General features: G+C 38.0%; 18 protein-coding genes. 13 read left to right on the forward strand and 5 right to left on the reverse strand.

Annotated elements, in window-relative coordinates; genetic code table 11:
• The first annotated feature begins 108 nt into the window (after positions 1-108).
• Together ubiE and porT are read left to right on the forward strand one after the other, a co-directional pair.
• Positions 109-837, forward strand: coding sequence for a bifunctional demethylmenaquinone methyltransferase/2-methoxy-6-polyprenyl-1,4-benzoquinol methylase UbiE (gene ubiE / locus HCU67_RS00270; protein ID WP_168550614.1), 729 nt, complete (start codon positions 109-111; stop codon positions 835-837).
• A 4-nt stretch (positions 838-841) separates the two neighbouring features.
• The gene (porT, locus tag HCU67_RS00275; RefSeq protein ID WP_168550615.1) at positions 842-1540 is read left to right on the forward strand and encodes a type IX secretion/gliding motility protein PorT/SprT; all 699 of its coding nucleotides are present in this window, start codon (positions 842-844) and stop codon (positions 1538-1540) included.
• A 13-nt stretch (positions 1541-1553) separates the two neighbouring features.
• Here the strand turns inward: porT and HCU67_RS00280 are convergent, their stop codons facing one another.
• Positions 1554-2279 (reverse strand): TrmH family RNA methyltransferase, encoded by a 726-nt coding sequence (locus HCU67_RS00280; protein ID WP_168550616.1) that lies wholly within the window; start codon positions 2277-2279, stop codon positions 1554-1556.
• A 24-nt stretch (positions 2280-2303) separates the two neighbouring features.
• Between HCU67_RS00280 and tamL the strand changes: the two genes are divergently transcribed.
• From tamL to accD, 3 genes are read left to right on the forward strand one after another with little or no spacing between them, the layout of a single operon-like run.
• On the forward strand, positions 2304-4895 hold the full coding sequence (tamL, locus tag HCU67_RS00285) for a translocation and assembly module lipoprotein TamL (protein ID WP_168550617.1): 2592 nt from the start codon (positions 2304-2306) through the stop codon (positions 4893-4895).
• A gap of 52 nt (positions 4896-4947) precedes the next feature.
• Complete coding sequence (gene fbaA / locus HCU67_RS00290) at positions 4948-6015, forward strand: class II fructose-bisphosphate aldolase (protein ID WP_168550618.1); 1068 nt, start codon at positions 4948-4950, stop codon at positions 6013-6015.
• Positions 6016-6030: 15 nt separating this feature from the next.
• Positions 6031-6909, forward strand: coding sequence for an acetyl-CoA carboxylase, carboxyltransferase subunit beta (gene accD, locus HCU67_RS00295; RefSeq protein ID WP_168550619.1), 879 nt, complete (start codon positions 6031-6033; stop codon positions 6907-6909).
• Positions 6910-6994: 85 nt separating this feature from the next.
• On the opposite strand, the gene HCU67_RS00300 is transcribed toward accD, so the two are convergent.
• Complete coding sequence (locus HCU67_RS00300) at positions 6995-7864, reverse strand: hypothetical protein (RefSeq protein WP_168550620.1); 870 nt, start codon at positions 7862-7864, stop codon at positions 6995-6997.
• Positions 7865-8103: 239 nt separating this feature from the next.
• On the opposite strand from HCU67_RS00300, the gene rpsO reads away from it, so the two are divergent.
• The 8 genes from rpsO (at position 8104) to HCU67_RS00340 (ending at position 17363) form a co-directional block, all read left to right on the forward strand.
• Positions 8104-8373 (forward strand): 30S ribosomal protein S15, encoded by a 270-nt coding sequence (gene rpsO / locus HCU67_RS00305; protein ID WP_168550621.1) that lies wholly within the window; start codon positions 8104-8106, stop codon positions 8371-8373.
• A gap of 165 nt (positions 8374-8538) precedes the next feature.
• Entirely contained in the window at positions 8539-10773 is a 2235-nt protein-coding gene (locus HCU67_RS00310; RefSeq protein WP_168550622.1) for a polyribonucleotide nucleotidyltransferase, read from the forward strand.
• Between the two features lie 166 nt (positions 10774-10939).
• On the forward strand, positions 10940-11803 hold the full coding sequence (locus HCU67_RS00315) for a sigma-70 family RNA polymerase sigma factor (protein ID WP_168550623.1): 864 nt from the start codon (positions 10940-10942) through the stop codon (positions 11801-11803).
• 221 nt (positions 11804-12024) lie between these two features.
• Positions 12025-14220: a DUF7133 domain-containing protein gene (locus HCU67_RS00320; protein ID WP_168550624.1), complete on the forward strand. Its 2196-nt coding sequence runs from the start codon at positions 12025-12027 to the stop codon at positions 14218-14220.
• A complete protein-coding gene (locus tag HCU67_RS00325) occupies positions 14198-14890 on the forward strand; it encodes a 3-keto-disaccharide hydrolase (protein ID WP_168550625.1) in 693 nt (230 codons plus the stop codon). Before HCU67_RS00320 ends, HCU67_RS00325 begins: the two co-directional genes overlap by 23 nt.
• 37 nt (positions 14891-14927) lie before the next feature.
• Complete coding sequence (rpe, locus tag HCU67_RS00330; RefSeq protein ID WP_168550626.1) at positions 14928-15587, forward strand: ribulose-phosphate 3-epimerase; 660 nt, start codon at positions 14928-14930, stop codon at positions 15585-15587.
• A complete protein-coding gene (locus HCU67_RS00335; RefSeq protein ID WP_168550627.1) occupies positions 15587-16564 on the forward strand; it encodes a YpdA family putative bacillithiol disulfide reductase in 978 nt (325 codons plus the stop codon). Before rpe ends, HCU67_RS00335 begins: the two co-directional genes overlap by 1 nt.
• Positions 16565-16628: 64 nt before the next feature.
• Positions 16629-17363 (forward strand): hypothetical protein, encoded by a 735-nt coding sequence (locus HCU67_RS00340; protein ID WP_168550628.1) that lies wholly within the window; start codon positions 16629-16631, stop codon positions 17361-17363.
• A gap of 7 nt (positions 17364-17370) precedes the next feature.
• On the opposite strand, the gene HCU67_RS00345 is transcribed toward HCU67_RS00340, so the two are convergent.
• From HCU67_RS00345 to HCU67_RS00355, 3 genes are all read right to left on the reverse strand, one after another.
• Entirely contained in the window at positions 17371-18129 is a 759-nt protein-coding gene (locus HCU67_RS00345) for a flavodoxin family protein (protein ID WP_168550629.1), read from the reverse strand.
• 235 nt (positions 18130-18364) lie between these two features.
• Positions 18365-18817: a hypothetical protein gene (locus HCU67_RS00350; protein WP_168550630.1), complete on the reverse strand. Its 453-nt coding sequence runs from the start codon at positions 18815-18817 to the stop codon at positions 18365-18367.
• The gene (locus HCU67_RS00355; protein WP_210423590.1) at positions 18814-19140 is read right to left on the reverse strand and encodes a hypothetical protein; all 327 of its coding nucleotides are present in this window, start codon (positions 19138-19140) and stop codon (positions 18814-18816) included. Before HCU67_RS00355 ends, HCU67_RS00350 begins: the two co-directional genes overlap by 4 nt.
• Positions 19141-19171: the final 31 nt, after the last annotated feature.

Consider the following 19171-nt stretch of genomic DNA (forward strand, 5'->3'; position numbering starts at 1 on the left):
TTAGATACAAATGCACGTAATCCCATGAAAGGGTGTCTCTTTTAGTGAGGCAAAAGTACATAATTTATTTATGGTGGTCTTCACGTATCTTTGCCGGCAAAATTGCATATGTCGTCTCCAGTAAAACCTTATAACGATTCAGAGTCTGGTAAGAAAGAACAGGTTACCAAAATGTTCGATACCATTTCAAAAAATTATGATGGTTTAAATCGCATCATTTCTTTGGGAATTGACACTTCTTGGAGAAAAAAAGTGGTCAAATTGGTTAATGAGGTAAAACCTGAGACCATTCTTGACATTGCCACGGGTACAGGAGATTTAGCTGTAGCAATGGCAAGTACCGGTGCAAAACGAATTGTTGGACTCGACATCTCACCGGGTATGTTAGATGTGGGAAAAGAAAAGGTAACTAAGAACAAACTCAACAAAACTGTTGAAATGGTTCTGGGTGATAGTGAGAATTTAACTTACGAAGAGAATTCTTTTGATGCTATAACCGTAGCTTTTGGGGTTCGCAATTTTGAGAACTTGGATAAAGGTTTAAAAGAAATCCATAGAGTCTTAAAACCTGGTGGAAGATTTGTGGTGCTTGAAACTTCTGTACCCACAAAATTTCCCTTTAAACAAGGGTATAAAGTGTACGCAAACTACATTTTACCTTTAATGGGGAAACTTTTTTCAAAGGACAAGGTGGCCTACAACTATTTATCTAAATCTGCAGCTGCCTTTCCATATGGAGAGGCATTCAACAATATTTTGGGGAAAAATGGGTTTATAGCTATGGAACACAAACCCCAAACCTTTGGGGTGGCAACAATATATGTAGCCTCAAAATAATTGAATGAAAAACATATTTTTTTCCCTCATCTTTTGCCTATTTGGCTTACAGGCAAATTCTCAGCTATTTGGCAAAGATCCTATTTTGAATCTTCAAACTGAAGATAAGCGACTTTTAAATTGGGGATACTACCTTGGTCTAAATCAATATGACTTTCAATTTGAATACAAAAATGATATTGGTCAAGATATCTTGGTAGACCGAAGTTATGGCTTCAATGTTGGCCTGATTGGTGAAATGAGAATTAATGAATTTGTTGATCTTCGCTTTGAACCTGGTTTGCTATATACATCAAGACTACTTGGTTTTCCGGGTTTTACCACTGAACAAGACGCAATTAGAGAAGTTAGGTCAACATATATCAGATTCCCACTTTTGGCAAAATTAAGCACCAGACGAATGGGAAATATTAAGCCCTTTGTCGCTGTTGGTGGATATACCGCTATTAATTTAGGGAGTAACGAAGATAGCTTGGATGATAACAGAAGCGGGGAATTTCGAATGAAAACCAACGTTTATGGCTATGAACTAGGATTCGGAATTGATGTTTATACCGAATTTTTTAAGTTCACCCCAAGTATTCGGGGCGTTTTTGCGCTAACCAACGAACTCATTCCTGACAATGATCCCAATAGCCCTTGGACAGGTAATATTGAAGCTATGCGCACTCGAGGCATTTTCATAAACTTCACGTTTGAGTAGTCGGTTTTATTAACTAGATTCTCCTAATTTCATTTAACAGAATACCTGTGGCCATTGCCACATTTAAACTTTCTGTGGTTTGATTGCCGAATTGAGGAATGGAAATTTTTTTGGATATAAGTGCCTCAAGGGTAGTAGAAATCCCGTTTGCTTCATTGCCCATTAATAGAACACCAGGCTTTCGAAAACTTTCATTATAAACCGAATTTCCATTCATAAAGGCTCCAAGAACTGGCACATCAATATCATCTAGAAAATTTGATAAATCCAGATAATGGATATTAACTCGTGCTATAGAACCCATAGTCGCCTGTACTACTTTAGGATTAAAGCAATCAACCGTATCATTTGAACAGACCAAATGTGCAATTCCGAACCAATCGCATAATCGTATAATGGTTCCCAAATTTCCGGGATCTTGTACAGCATCCAACGCCAAAATCCAATCTTCAAAATCTATACCCAAGTTCTTTGGATGATGAAAAACCCCAAAATACCCGTTCGGATTTTTTAAGGCACTAATAGTCTTTAAATCGTTGGCCGCGACTTTATCAACTTGGCTTCCCTGTGGGAAAGATTCAATTTTTTCTTCAGTAGCCAAAAGTTGAAAAGGCTTTAAACCCGAAGCCAACAAATCAGTTATGACCTTTATGCCCTCAACAAAAAATAGTTTATTTTCATTTCGGTACTTTTTTTGATGAAGCTTTTTAATGAGTTTTAATTGGCTTTTGGCAACCATGTTAAATCTGTATTTTTGGCCGTTATGAAGCTTTTGTTAGGGTGTCGACAAGTTAGCCCAAAAATAGGTATACTGTTTTTGGTACTTTTTTTGGCTTCATGTAATGCGGTTAAAAAGGTTGGCGAAGACGAGTTTTTGTTAACCAAAAATATAATTGAGGCAGATGGTAAAAAAATAACCGATGAAACAATTAAAGGTCTTATTCTGCAAAACCCAAACACCAGCATCCTCGGCTATCCTTTACGGCTAAACCTCTACAATCTTGCAAAGAAAAATCCTGATTCGCTTTACCAAAATTGGCTAAACAAAAAAGAAAAGCGTCAACAGCGATTGAATTCATTTCTATCCAAAAAACAAGTTGACCGGTTGGGTGAGTCTTTTGTAGTCAGGGGTTATAGTAATTTATTTGAACGAATTGGAGAACCACCATCAATAATTGACACCGTAAAAACCAGAAAATCTACTGAACGACTACAATCATATTTTGGAAGTAAAGGCTATTTTAATAGCACCTCAAATTTTAAAATAGTTTCAGAAGAGCGTAAAAAAAAAGCTCAAATTATATACGAGGTCAATAGAGGGAAACCCTATTTCATCGATAGCTTGCAGTATAAAATTCCATCAACTGATTTAGATTCTTTGTACCAGTTGCATAAAAACGAATCTTTGGTCAAAAATGGAGCACAATTTGATTTGGAAAATTTTAACGCCGAAAGAGGTCGATTGACTAATATTTTTCGAAATTCAGGTGTATACAATTTTCAAGAAAGTTCCATATCATTCAATATTTTAAGAGACACCTCCTTGGTTGCTGACGATCAATTATTAGAGGTAGAATTAGATATAAAGAACCTACCTAAAGGCGATGGGAATCCTGATGGCGTAGACTACAAAATCCACACCTTTAAAGAGATTAATATTTTTGCTGATTACAGCTTTAATTCACAGACGGACTCACTTTTTTCTTTGGACTTCAAAGGCTACAAAATCTGGTATGACAAAGAACTCAAGTACCAACCCAAAGCCCTTACAGATGCGGTATTTTTTGAAAAGGATAGTGTGTATAGCGATATCAATAGAAAGCGTACATTAGGTCAGATTACCAACCTAAACACCTTCAAATATCCAAACATAGAGTTCATTGCCGATTCAACGAACGCTGAATTGATTTCAAATATTTATTTAGCTCCTCGACCTAAATATTCTTTTGATATCAATTTCGACATCTCTCGTTCTAATTTGCAACAAATCGGTGTTGGGTTAGGAACTTCCGTCATTACAAGAAATGTTTTTGGAGGTTCAGAAACATTAAGTCTATCTGCCCGGGGATCTGTGGGTATTTTAGATGACCCCGTTTCTGATGAAACCTTTACCTCCGAAATTGGAGGGGATATCAATCTAACCTTTCCGAGAATTTGGCTGCCCTTTAATACAGAGCAAATCATACCATATTATATGACACCCCAAACCCGTTTTTCAGTTGGTACCAATTTTCAACAAAATGTAGGTTTGGACAGGCAATCATTAAATTCTATACTTAGTTATAATTGGACACCGTCTAGTTTTGTTCGAAACACCTTTGAATTACTAAATATTGAATTTGTCCGAAATACAAATACCGATGCCTTTTTTAATGTTTATGATGCAACATACAGTATCCTAAACGGAATTGCTGATGGCTTTGAAGACATTCCGGAATTTGCTGACTTTTATGATGAAAATGTTGACCCATCAATCGATGATGATGATTTACAAGATCTAATTGTACCAAATGGGGCTAATGATTTTATAGGTGCAGTTACCGAACCTGGATTCGACATTACTGCTGAAGATTTAAGTACGGTTAGAAGTATAGAGGAACGAAGAGATCGATTAACCGAGGATAACCTGATTTTTTCTTCAAGTTTCACATTTCAAAAAAATAATCGCGAAGGTATAAACGATAATCAATTCTATTCTTTTAGAGGTCGATTTGAAAGTGCGGGTAATTTACTTTCCTTGGCCGAAAACTTTATTCCCTTCGAGCAACGAGATGGTAGTGGATTAGTATTTGGTGTTCCGTATACCCAATATGTCAAAACTGAATTCGATTTTATCAAACACTGGGATTTTCGCAATACGAAAGTTTTAGCATTTCACAGTTTTATTGGATTGGCAATCCCATATGGTAATTCGGAAAGTGTTCCTTTCGTACGAAGTTATTTTGGGGGTGGGTCTAACGACAATAGGGCTTGGAATCCTTATTCCCTGGGCCCAGGTAGAACCGATAATCAAAATGACTTTAATGAAGCTAATCTAAAGATAGCCTTGAATTTGGAATATCGTTTTCCACTATTGGGAGACTTCAAAGGTGCCTTTTTCGCTGATGCCGGAAATATTTGGAATGTCTTTGATAACGTTGAAGATCCTGAGGCCACATTTAACGGATTTTCTTCTCTGGAAGATATTGCATTGGGCACTGGTTTCGGCCTTCGCTATGACTTTACCTACTTTGTAATTCGCCTAGATACCGGTTTTAAAACTTTCAATCCTGCAAAAGAAGGATCGAGAAGGTGGTTTACTGATTTTAACCTAAGTGATGCGGTCTTAAATATCGGTATTAACTATCCTTTTTAGACCTGAATTATTTCTTACTTTTGTCACCTAATTTTATTCAACCGACTAAAAAATGGCGCACAACATCAAGCCTGGTGTAGCAACCGGAAACGAAGTTCAAGAGATTTTTAAATTGGCAAAAGAAAAGGCTTTTGCACTTCCTGCAGTTAATGTAATTGGCTCGAATACCGTCAATTCTGTATTGGAAACTGCCGCCGATTTAAATTCACCTGTAATTGTTCAATTTTCAAATGGAGGGGCACAGTTCAATGCTGGGAAAGGCCTTTCAAACGAAAATCAACGCTCAGCAATATTGGGCGGCATTGCTGGTGCAAAGCATGTTCATGAAATGGCAGAAGCTTATGGTGCTACGGTTATTTTACATACCGACCACTGTGCGAAAAAATTGTTGCCATGGATAGATGGCTTACTTGACGCCAGTGAAGCTCATTTCAAGGCTACAGGAAAGCCATTATACAGCTCTCACATGATTGACCTTTCGGAAGAACCTATCGAAGAGAATATCGAAATATGCAAGCAATATCTGGAACGTATGTCCAAAATGGACATGACGCTAGAGATTGAATTAGGTGTGACAGGTGGTGAGGAAGATGGAGTTGACAATACTGATATCGATAGTTCAAAACTGTACACCCAGCCAGAAGAAGTGGCCTATGCGTACGAGGAGTTATCTAAAATCAGTCCAAGGTTTACCGTAGCGGCGGCTTTTGGTAATGTACATGGGGTATATAAACCAGGTAATGTGAAATTGACCCCTAAGATTTTGAAAAATTCGCAAGAATATATTTCTGATAAATATGGGGTTGGGCACAACCACATTGACTTTGTTTTTCACGGTGGATCGGGATCGACTTTAGAAGAAATTAGAGAAGCTATCGGTTATGGCGTTATCAAAATGAATATTGATACCGATTTGCAATATGCATTTATGGAAGGTGTTCGTGATTACGTTCAAGATAATTCTGCTTATTTGCAAGCACAAATTGGAAATCCTGAAGGAGCAGATGTTCCGAATAAGAAAAAATACGACCCTCGAGTTTGGTTACGAGAAGGTGAAAAAGCCTTTCAAGCCAGATTAAAACAAGCTTTTGAAGACTTGAATAACGTGAATACACTTTAATTAAAAACCTTTTTTATGACGGCCTGGTTCAAGAGGAAAGAAAAGGGAATTCAAACGACTACCGAAGAAAAGAAAGACACTCCCAAAGGGTTGTGGTACAAATCGCCTACAGGTAAAATTGTTGAATCTGAAGATTTAGCCAAAAACTTTTACGTTAGTCCGGAAGACGATTACCATGTTCGAATTGGAAGCAAAGAGTATTTTGAAATTCTTTTCGATGATAATAAATTCAGGGAACTGGATGAGAAATTATCATCAAAAGACCCTTTGAAATTTGAGGATACAAAAAAATACAGTGACCGACTAAAAGCTGCGAAATCGAAAACAGGATTGAACGATGCCGTTCGAACTGCCGTCGGAAAATCTATGGGCAAAGACCTGGTAGTAGCTTGTATGGATTTTAGTTTTATAGGTGGCTCAATGGGTAGTGTTGTTGGGGAAAAAATTGCTCGTGCAATTGATTATGCCAAAAAGAAAAAATTACCCTTTTTAATGATTTCAAAATCGGGAGGTGCCCGAATGATGGAGGCAGCACTTTCACTTATGCAATTGGCAAAAACTTCAGTGAAATTAGCGCAATTGGCTGAAGCTAAAGTTCCCTATATTTCATTATGTACCGACCCTACAACTGGTGGTACAACTGCCTCATATGCCATGTTGGGTGACATCAACATCGGGGAACCTGGTGCGCTAATAGGTTTTGCAGGACCAAGGGTGGTAAAGGATACTGTTGGAAAAGATTTGCCTGAAGGTTTTCAAACAGCAGAATTTGTTCAGGAACACGGCTTTTTAGATTTTATCGTTCATAGACGTGAACTCAAGAAAAAGGTCAACCAATACATCGATTTGATTACAAATCAACCTTTCCGAAGAATGACCGAAGAAGTTGAGTAAAATGGTTGCTCAAAATATCATAAAAATGACATAGAAAAAGCCCACTCGTAAGTGGGCTTTTTTATAAAACAAAAAATCCAAAAAATTAATTCCAGAATCTTCGCAGAAAAACTTCTTCTTGGCTTCCATCTGGGGCTGTAAGTAGACCCTTGGCATCACAGCTACCATCACCAAAATCAAGGGATGCAGTAGCATCGTTTCTTGAAATATCAACTACACCACTAACGATAAATCTACATGACATTTCCCTTCGAAGGGGTGTTGTGATTTCTTTTGAAAATGTATTTCCAGCTTTATTGATATACGTACCACTGCCAGTAATTTCAAAAACATTATCTCCCCAGAATCCAGTACCGAAACCTTCAATCCATTCTCGAGTTCGGGTGCCGGTAATAGAAGCGGACTCCCCGTCAGGCCATGTAGCACTATAGTTACGGGTTGCCGTGGATTGGGGGTTTCCATTTTCATTTGAACGAACTCGTACTACAGACTTACTACCTTCTAAGGCGACATCATTTAAAGAGAAATTCTCAAGTTCAACCATAATGGTTTTGCTTACAGCTTCCATATCCAAGGCATAACTCATTTTTAATATGCCTGAAAGTATATTCCCGTTGCGCAATTCACAGCCTTCACCAAAGTCAATGGTCTTCTCTTTGGAGGTTTCTGTTACAACTGTGGTAATGGTAACACAATCGGGTAGATAATCAGAAATATAGCTGCCTTTTGCAGTACTATTGATTTCATCCGACACATATACGTCTTCTATTACTTCAGCAATATCATCCGACATTTGATCGGCCTCATCACTGTAATTGAGCTGCGTCGCACTTATAACAGCTTGGTTTTCAAATAATACCTCGTCTTGGGTTTCCTCGTTGGAACATCCAACTAAAAGCAATCCAGAAACCAATAAGGTTCCCATAAATTGAAATGATTTTGAATTCTTTTTCATCATTTTAAATTTTAATTGATTCTACATTTGGTGGGATGAAGCTTATGCCTAAATTTTAGCTAGCATTGTAATTTGGGGCAGGCATCATACTAACAAACTTTTAACGTTTGCTTCTTTGACGGTTTTCTTTTTAAAAGGTTTAATTCGACTATAAAATTTTTTATGAATGAAAATGGATTATCTTTGCGCTCTGATTTATGGAAAATCAGGTACATAAAAATCATTTTAACAATATTGGCATGTATTTAGACAAAAAAGAAAAACAGACAATTTTTAAGAAACACGGTGGTTCTGAAACGAACACCGGATCAACCGAAGGTCAAATCGCATTGTTCACGTATCGAATCAATCACTTGACCCAACACCTAAAAAAGAACCATAAAGATTTTAATACTGAACGTTCTTTGGTGAAATTGGTAGGTAAAAGACGTAGTCTTTTGGATTACCTAAAGAAAAAAGATATTCAAAAATACCGTGAGCTCATTAAGGAGTTAGGTATTAGAAAATAATTTTACGGGGAGGTTTCGGCCTCCCCTATTTTTTATTGCCAATTGGCAATTCTAAAAGCTGCACCCGGTTTTTCATTGGTCTAACACAACAACACAACCCGACCGTCAGGCAGGCGGCAGACCAAATGTTTAACACCCCATTTATTTAGGGGCACATTTTAATTTATGATTCCAAAAACTTTTAAAGAGGTCATTGACCTTGGTGACGGTAGGGAGATTTCTATCGAAACCGGAAAATTAGCAAAACAGGCACATGGTTCTGTTGTAATCCAATCAGGTAAATGCATGTTGCTTTGTACTGTTGTATCTAACTATCATGCTGCAGATGTGGATTTTTTACCACTTACCGTTGATTACAGGGAGAAATTTGCTGCAGCAGGTCGTTATCCTGGAGGATTTTTTAAACGTGAAGCACGACCAAGTGATGGTGAGGTTTTAACCATGCGATTGGTTGACCGTGTATTGCGTCCACTATTTCCAAAAGATTACCACTCGGAGACACAGGTAATGATTCAGTTGATGTCTCATGACGAAACAGTAATGCCAGACGCCATGGCTGGTTTAGCTGCATCTGCGGCAATTCAACTTTCTGACCTTCCATTTGAATGTCCAATTTCGGAAGTACGTGTAGGTCGTGTTGACGGTCAATTGATTATCAACCCAACTTTTGAACAGCTTGCTGCATCCGATATTGATATGGTTATCGGAGCCTCTGAAGATTCAGTAATGATGGTCGAAGGAGAAATGAGCGAAATCTCAGAAGAAGAAATGGTCGAGGCGATCAAATTTGCCCACGAAGCCATTAAAGTCCAATGTGCTGCACAGGTTAAATTGGCCGAAGCAGTTGGAAAAAAGGATATTAGAGAATACGATCCAGAACCAGAAGACGAAGAACTTAAGAAAAAGGTTTATGATATGGTATACGGCAAAGCGTACGCCATAGCAAAAGCCGGTAGTTCCAAACACGAACGCGGTCAAGCTTTTAGTGATTTAAAAGAAGAGGTCTTTGCTGCATTTCCAGAAGAGGAGCACGACGAAATTGGTGGTTTCATCCACAAATATTTCGGAAAAACCCAAAAAGAAGCCGTTCGTAACCTAACATTGGATGAAGGACTGAGATTAGATGGAAGAAAAACCACTGATATCCGCCCAATTTGGTGTGAAGTTGATTACTTGCCATCTGTACACGGGTCTTCAATTTTTACAAGGGGTGAGACCCAGGCACTGGCAACGGTAACTTTAGGTACCTCTAGGGATGCCAATATCATTGACATGCCTTCTTACGAAGGTGAAGAACGTTTTTATCTGCACTACAATTTCCCACCGTTTTCAACTGGAGAGGCAAGACCAATTAGGGGAACCTCAAGACGGGAAGTTGGTCATGGTAACCTAGCCCAAAGGGCTTTAAAAAGAATGGTTCCAGAAGACTGCCCGTATACCGTACGTGTGGTTTCTGAAGTATTGGAAAGTAATGGTTCTTCTTCAATGGCGACCGTTTGTTCTGGTACTATGGCAATGATGGATGCCGGTGTACAATTGATCAAGCCTGTTTCAGGTATAGCCATGGGATTAATTTCAGATGCGGAAACCGGTAAATATGCCGTACTTTCTGATATCCTTGGAGATGAAGATCATTTGGGCGATATGGATTTCAAGGTTACAGGAACAGAAGACGGTATTACTGCATGTCAGATGGACATTAAGGTAAAAGGCCTTTCTTACGAAATCTTAATCCAAGCTTTGAAACAAGCACATGATGGCCGTCTTCATATTCTTAAGCATTTGACGGATACCATCGAGGCTCCAAGACCGGAAGTGAAATCTTATGCTCCGAAAATGGTGACGCGTATTATTCCTGGGGAGTACATCGGTGCTTTGATTGGAAAAGGTGGCGAGGTGATTCAAGAACTACAGAAAACTACTAAGACTACCATTGTTATTAACGAAGATCCTGAGACAGAAGAAGGAATCGTTGAAATTTTGGGTACTGACCAAGATGGAATAGATGCCGTTTTGGCAAAAATCGACGCCATAATGTTCAAACCTGAAGTTGGTAGTGTCTATGAGGTTAAGGTTACCAAAATCATTGAATTCGGTGCTGTTGTTGAATATATGGATGCACCTGGTAACGATGTACTATTGCACATTTCAGAGTTAGCTTGGGAACGAACCAATAATGTGGAGGATGTTCTTAAACTTGGTGATGTTCTAGATGTAAAATACTTCGGATTTGACCCAAGAACCAAAAAAGAAAAGGTTTCTAGAAAAGCCTTGTTGCCGAAACCCGAAGGTTATGTAGAAAGACCACCAAGACGTGATGGTGGCGGCAATCGTAGAAATAACGATCGTAGAGGTGGAAATCGTGATAACCGCGATAGAAAACCAAGAAACGAAGATTAGTATTGAACTTAAATATGTCTTTAATAAAGCCCTGATGCATATCAGGGCTTTTTCATTAACAAAATATTTTTGAAATAAATTTTATCAAAATGTAACTTTTTAGTAATTCTTACGTATTAGTATATGCAGGCTATTGCCTACGTAATTAAATGATAGGGAAAATTAGATGAGACAGTTAAAAATTACAAAACAGGTCACCAACAGGGAGACCGCATCGTTGGACAAGTACTTACAAGAAATCGGTAAAGTAGATTTGATTACTGCCGAAGAGGAAGTTGAATTGGCCCAACAAATCAAAGCAGGTGACCAACTTGCTTTGGAAAAATTGACAAAAGCAAACCTAAGGTTCGTTGTTTCGGTTGCCAAGCAATATCAAAACCAAGGCTTAACCTTACCTGACTTAATCAATGAAGGTAACCTTGGCTTGATTAAAGCTGCACAACGATTTGATGAAACCCGTGGTTTTAAATTCATTTCATACGCAGTTTGGTGGATTCGACAATCAATCCTTCAAGCATTGGCCGAACAATCACGTATTGTTCGATTGCCATTGAACAAAATCGGTAGCATCAATAAAATCAATAAGACTTTTGCCTTCTTAGAGCAAGCTCACGAACGTATGCCTTCTGCTGAAGAAATCGCAAAAGAATTGGACATGACCGTTGAAGATGTAAAACAATCTTTGAAAAATTCAGGTCGTCATGTATCGATGGATGCACCATTAATCGATGGTGAAGATTCTAACCTATATGATGTTCTTCGTAGTGGTGAATCTCCAAATCCAGATAAAGACTTATTGCATGAATCTTTACGCACTGAGATTGAAAGAGCCTTGGAAACATTAACACCAAGAGAGGCCGATGTAATTCGTCTTTATTTTGGTCTGGCAGGTCAACATAGCATGACCTTGGAAGAAATTGGCGAAACCTTTGATTTAACTCGTGAAAGAGTTCGACAAATCAAAGAAAAAGCAATTCGTAGGTTAAAACATACATCAAGAAGTAAGATTCTTAAGACATACTTAGGGTAATTTTAAATTTTTTGCCGTTAAAAATGAGTTAAATTGGTTTTATGGCAAGAATGTTGTATTTTTACTAGATATAACAGTTTATCATGACTGTTCGTTTTTTGATTGATGAATAAACTCCGGCTGATTACCGGAGTTTTTTCATTTTAGGACATTTCCTTTCGAATCCTCCCTGATTTTAATTCCTATTGTTCGCTATCTTTAGAGGAAAATCCTAGGCTTTAATGAAGCTTCGTCTATTTCTTATTTCACTAATTGCCCTCACCTATTCCTGCAAAAAAAATTATGTTGAGACCGTTGTTGATTTTTCTTCTTATGAGGTACAAGAAGGCCTATCACTTAAAGCAATTGCAGCCGAACCATTGGTAGAGGCACCTGTTGCCCTAAGTTTTGATGAAAAAGGTAATATCTGGGTTCTTGAAATGCCAGGGTATATGCGAACCTTAGAGGGTGTTAATGAAGAAGACCCAATTGGTCGTATTCTAATACTTCAAGACAAGGATGGCGATGGTCAAGCTGACCATACAACCGTTTTTTTAGATAGCTTACAATTGGGGCGGGCCTTTGCTCATGTTTATGGGGGACTTTTGTATGCCGAACCTCCCAATCTTTATTTTACCCAAATCAACGATGATTTTACACCTGGCCGAACAGTTGTCGTTGATTCGGCTTATGCCGTCGGTGGAAATGTCGAGCACCAACCTAATGGGCTCCTACCCAATATCGACAATTGGATTTATAGTGCCAAAGACCCCAAAAGATACCGTATGAAAAATGGAGCTTGGTTAAAAGAAAAAACAACCTTTAGAGGTCAATGGGGAATAACCCGCGACGCTTCAGGTCGATTATACTACAACAATAACTCAAACCAACTTCGAGGTGACTATAGCCTACCTAATTTGGCGAATCAAAATCCAAAATATCGACCAACAAAAACGGTACGTCAAACCATTGTTCAGGATCAATCGGTTTATCCCATAAATGCCACAGCGGTCAATAGAGGTTATATTCCTGGCATGTTGCATGAAAATGGCAAGTTGAAAAATTTTACAAGTGCTTGTGGACCTGTTTATTTTGAAGGAGTTGGCCTTGATGAAAACTATCAAAAAAACTTTTTTGTCTGTGGCCCTGAAGTTAATCTCATCAAACGAAATCTAGTCAATTTTGATGGGTTGCGAATTTCTGGAACTCAAGCTTACAATGAAGCAGAATTTTTAAGAAGTAGTGATGAAGCTTTTAGACCAGTGAATTTATTTAATGGTCCAGATGGTGCAATGTACATTGTTGATATGCACAAGGGTATTATCCAGCATAAGACCTACCTCACTAGCTATTTAAGGAACAAGTATATCGAAAAGGGGCTGGACACCATCAAAGGTATGGGAAGAATCCTTCGTTTAGCCAATAATTCACATAGCTACTCAACTATAAACCTGGATGCCCAAACCTCAGTAGAATTGGTTGATTCACTTTCCTCCAAAAATATTTGGATTCGGGATATGGCACAGCGAATACTGATTCATAGAAATGATGATTCAGTAGTTGAAAAATTAGAAAATGTTATAGGCCAGTCTTCCAATGAAATTGCCAAAATCCATGCAATGTACTGTTTAGAAGGTATGGGGCTGCTTGATTTATCAAAGATTTTCAATGAAAACCAAATTGTATTCCCCGAATTCACTTCACATGCACTAAAACTCATGGCCGAAAATGATTACGAAATATCGAGTGCCCTTTTAGAAGCTTTTTTAAATCTAAAAAATGATAAAGTAGATTTTTATTTCGCTTATTATCTATCCAAAAGATTTACTGCCGACAATTCGAATTACCTCATTACACTATTGGATGATCGAGATGAAAAAGAAGAACTGGTTGAAGCTGTTCTATCGGGCATTCACCCAAATGAAGAATCATTTCTTGAGTTAAAAGAGTCCGTTCTACTAACGAATACCCGTTCATTAATGGATTCCATTTCAATGATTGAATTGGTTCAAAATGAAGACTTTAAAATTGGGGAAGATGGACTAACTCGTGGTAGATTGTTATATAACGCCAATTGTGCTACTTGCCACGGTCCTGACGGTAGGGGTCTGGAAAACTTGGCTCCACCTTTGTTGAATTCCGAATTCGTGTCAGATAAAAAGGAACGCTTGGTTGCCATTATGCTGTATGGTATGCATGGTCCGTTAACGGTAAATGATAAGGATTACAGCTTTTTAAATGCAATGCCCGGGATTGGCTCAAATGAAAACTTAACAAACGAAAACATACGTGATATCGGTAATTTTATTCGAAATGCCTTTACCACATCTCCTCAAAATATAAATGAACAAATGGTTGATAGCCTACGAAATATTAAGAGACCTTTCGACAAAACCTTTACTCAAAATGAATTGGATGAAATCTTTGCTTCAAACTAGTATTTATGTTCTTTTTTGCCTTTCAACACTCTCCTGTCAAGAAGTAAATGAGCCTTGGATCCAACTAATTGATGGTGAAAACCTTGATGGTTGGGAAGTGAAAAATGGAACTGCCAATTTTGAAATTGTAAATGGTACTATCATAGGTACTACCAAAATGGATACGCCCAATACCTTTCTCTGCACAACTCAAGATTATGATGACTTTATTCTTGAGTTTGAAGTACGTGTAGATTCGGCTATTAATTCAGGGGTTCAATTTCGTAGTAATAGTTTAAAAGAATACAACGACGGCCAAGTTCATGGATATCAAGCAGAAGTTGACCCTAGCAAAAGAGCTTGGAGTGGCGGCATTTACGAAGAGGGAAAACGAGGATGGCTTTACAATTTGGAAAAAAATGAAGCTGGGAGAAAAGCCTTTAAAAACGGAGAGTGGAACCATTATAGGATTGAAGCAATCGGTAACCGGCTAGCAATTTGGGTAAACGGCATCAATACGGCCAATTTAGATGATGATGAAACATCATTAGGCTTTATTGGACTGCAAGTTCATAGTATTGGTAAAAAAAAGCATTCAGGTAAAAAAGTAGAATGGCGAAACATAAAAATAATTACGAATAATCCTGAAAAATACGTTAGGCAAACAACTGCTCCCTTAATTCAAACCTGAAATTCTATTTCTGTAATTTTGCGGTAAGAAGTAACATATGTCACAGAAAAAAATAGCCCCCTCCCTACTCGCAGCTGATTTTGCCAATTTACAACGTGATGTGGAAATGGTGAACCAAAGTGAAGCTGATTGGTTTCATTTGGATGTAATGGATGGGGTATTTGTACCAAATATTTCTTTTGGTATGCCGGTTATTCGTGATATAGCCAAGCATGCCAAAAAAACACTTGATGTGCATTTAATGATTGTTGAACCTGACCGATACATTCAAACCTTTGCAGATTTAGGTGCAGATATCCTTACGGTACACTATGAAGCTTGCACGCATCTTCATCGCACGCTGCAAGCCATTAAGGCAGCTGGTATGAAGGCTGGTGTGGCATTAAACCCGCATACTTCGGTTAACCTATTGACCGATACCATAAATGACATTGATTTGGTCTGTTTAATGAGTGTTAATCCAGGTTTTGGAGGGCAGTCTTTTATTGAGAACACCTATACTAAAGTTGCTGACTTGAAGAATATCATCATTTCAAAAAAGACGGATACCTTAATTGAAATTGATGGGGGTGTAACTTCTGCTAATGCCAAAAAGTTGACCCAAACAGGTGCCGATGTATTAGTTGCCGGTAGTTCCGTTTTTAAGAGTTCTAACCCAACCGAAACCATTCAATCACTGAAAAAGGAAATTGCCTAATGTCGCATTTTGATGTTATCATTATTGGTGGAGGCCCCATAGGCATTGCCTGTGGGCTGGAAGCTAAAAAAAATGGACTTAATTATCTGATTTTAGAAAAAGGGGCAATTGTCAATTCACTTTTTAATTACCCCATCAATATGCAGTTTTTCTCATCATCAGAAAAACTTGAAATAGACGGGATTCCATTTATCAGTAAGGAGGCAAAACCAAAAAGGAACGAAGCCTTGGAATACTATCGCCGAATAGTAACATCAAATGAACTAAACATCCATCTCTTCGAGAGGGTTGAAAAAGTCCAAAAGGACAATAATTTATTTACTATTGATTCTTCCAAAGCCTCCTATACTTCAACTAATATTATCGTTGCCACTGGATTTTATGACATTCCAAACTTGATTGGCGTTCCTGGTGAAGAATTACCAAAGGTTTCCCATTACTACAAGGATCCGCACTTTTATGCCAGTCAAAAGTTAGCGGTAATTGGGGCTAGTAATTCTGCTATCGATGCAGCCTTGGAGTGTTGGCGCAAGGGTTCAGAAGTAACTTTGATTATTCGTGGCCCAGAAGTTGGTCAACGTGTAAAATATTGGGTTAGGCCAGACATAATCAATCGAATAGAAGAAGGTAGTATTAAAGCGCTTTACAATGCCGAAGTCAAAGAGATTAAGGAGGGTAGTCTTATAGTTTCTATCAATGAAGGTGACATCGAAATAGAAAATGATTTCGTATTGGCATTGACCGGCTACATGCCCAATTTCAACTTCCTTGAAAATTTAGGGGTATCACTATCCCCAGATGAAAAGAGATTACCTGAGTACAATCCTGAAACAATGGAATCAAACATTGAAGGCCTGTACTTAGCTGGAGTTATCTGCGGCGGAATGGAGACTCACAAATGGTTCATTGAGAATTCGAGAATTCATGCACCAATTATCATAAATTCTATCCTAAAGCGCTCAGAAGCTGTTAACTAGGAGAATATCTTACGACTTAATCGAAGTAGGTAGTCATAAATCCTATATTAAAAGTCAACAACCAATGAGCAATCAAATTCATTTCATAACGCAATACCTGGCAATGGCCGGAAAGAGATTTTTAGAACCAAAACCCGATGACAGTCATACCAATTTGTGTTTTAATTCAGAAAATAAGTCGTTTGAGACATGGAGCCTAAATCAAAATGGCCTAAAACTGCAATTTGACTTGCCCGATTTTCGATTACAATGGTCTACGGGTACTTCATTCGAGTTGGATGGAAAAACACATGCCACGGTGGTCCAATGGCTTGAGTCTTCGGCAAACGAGTTTGATTTTAATAAACCCTATAATTTTGAACTTCACTATGAACTCCCCTTTAAGTGGGATGATTCATTCACTTTTGAAATGCCTGATAATTCGCTATTACGAAGCGAAATCGAATTGCGAACAATGGCAAATAATGCACTGCAAGAATTTTTGACCGAAAATAATCTTAGTTCAGCTATTCGTATTTGGCCCCACCATTTTGACACGGGTGCATTTGTTTTATTAGAGGGGACAGAAAAATCTGTAGGGATGGGAATGGCCATTCCTGACACATTATTAGATGAGCATTACCTCTATCTAAGTGGATATGTTGGACATAATGGGATTGACACTTCCAATTTTAATCCATTGAGCTTGGGTCAATGGAAGAATGAGGGATTTAAGGGCGCCGTACTACCCGTCTCAGATATTTCACAAAACCACGCAGTTCAATTTCTAAATGAAGCACTTTCCCAATATAAAAAGTAGGATATAATTATCGCTTGTGTTCAGGACTGTCAAATCCTGCTTGGCATCCTGCAGCCCATTCATCAGGTTGATTACCATAAGCAGGTATTCCTCCTTGGTCTTTGAGCATTCTTGCTAAATGTAAACAGTTCCATACTAAAAAGGTGGTGTTTCGATTGGTAAAATCGTTTTCGGGTCCGCCAGAGCCTTCGTCCCGATAAGAAGGGCCTGGTCCTGCCTCACCCATCCATCCAGCATCAGCTTGTGGTGGTACCGTGTAACCAATATGTGAAAGCGAGAAAAGAATATTCATGGCACAATGCTTAACCCCATCTTCATTACCAGTTATGAGTGTAGCACCAACCTTACCGTAATCACGATATTGACCTTTTTCATTGAACTGATGGGTATAGCCATACATGCGTTCTAAAGTTCTATTGCAAACAGATGATTTTTCGCCCAACCAAACAGAGGTACAAACAATCAAAATATCACAGGCATCGATTTCTTTTTGTATCTGTGGCCAATCATCTCTGTCCCATTCTGGAGTTTGAGACATATCCAATCCCAATCCCGCTGGTATTACATAATCAACTGGTCGAATGACTTTGGTACTTACACCATTTTTCTCAAATATATTTTTGGCCACATTAATCAGACCTTCGGTATGCGATAAAACCGGTGTTCTGTTCAAAGTACAATTCAGAAAAAGGACCTTTAGGTCATCATATCTTGCTGGTGGATTTTCGCAGTGTTTTTCAGTTAGTTGATGTAATTGCTCACTCATCTTTAGTGTCGTTTGTTACGGAATAGTTTTTTGGTATTTTTTTAGGTGTTCTCACCAAGATTATGGTAATATCAATAACCAGTAATTTACATAAAATTAAACGATAAAACTAGGCTGTGTTTTGATGACAATTAGAAGGAATAAAAAAGCCCGGGAACGTTAAAACCGGGCTTTAAAAAAAACCAAATCATCAACCAACTATGGCATGAATACGTTTAGATGCATTTACAAAGAATTACTTGTGCATTGGAGGTGGTGGTGGACCATTACCAGGCTTAGGTCTTTGAATTATTCTCCTCAATTTCTTTTTTTGGTCTTGGGTACATAATTTATCTACTGCGACAAAGAAAGAAAACAACTCCTTATTTTTCTCCTCCTCATATTCTCCTATTAGACGAATCAGTGAGTCTCTTTCAGATTTTGAAAAGTTTATATTATCAATTTCATTCAACAGTTTATCCTTTAATCTCCATTGTTCTTGTGATAATTCACGCATCTTATCGTGATGTTCTACATCTAAAAGTTGAAACTGTTCTGCTTGGCTCGCATCAAAATTTAGAACCTCTGACATTAATACTCTGGGTAGCCGTTCATTTTGTTTATCCTTTCGGAATAACAACAAAATCAAGGCGGCATTCATGGCCATCAGAAATATCAATAAAATCGTAAATGGTAAATTCTTCTTCATAGTGACGATTCATTTTCTGTGGTTGTAATACCATAACTATTGGCTAAACTTTCGAGTTTTTCTTCTTGCAAGGTAGTATTGTAGTAAAATAGTGCTGAGAGATTAATGACCAAAAACGTCAATACAGCAGCAATTTGATATTTGGGTGTAAACCAAGGGAGAAATTCAACAACCTTTGATTGCTGATTGGCAAGCTTGTCTATGACGTTTTTCTTAAAATCGGGGCTTACCTCTACTTTTTCTATTGCACTAAGTGAATTTAAAAGATTTTCTACCTGGTCTGGTGTAGTATTCTTATCATTCATGGTTCTTTTTGATTTCAACAGTTTAGACAATATTTATTCTAAAAACTTG

This window comes from Croceivirga thetidis (assembly GCF_012272815.1).
Taxonomy (GTDB): Bacteria; Bacteroidota; Bacteroidia; order Flavobacteriales; family Flavobacteriaceae; genus Croceivirga; species Croceivirga thetidis.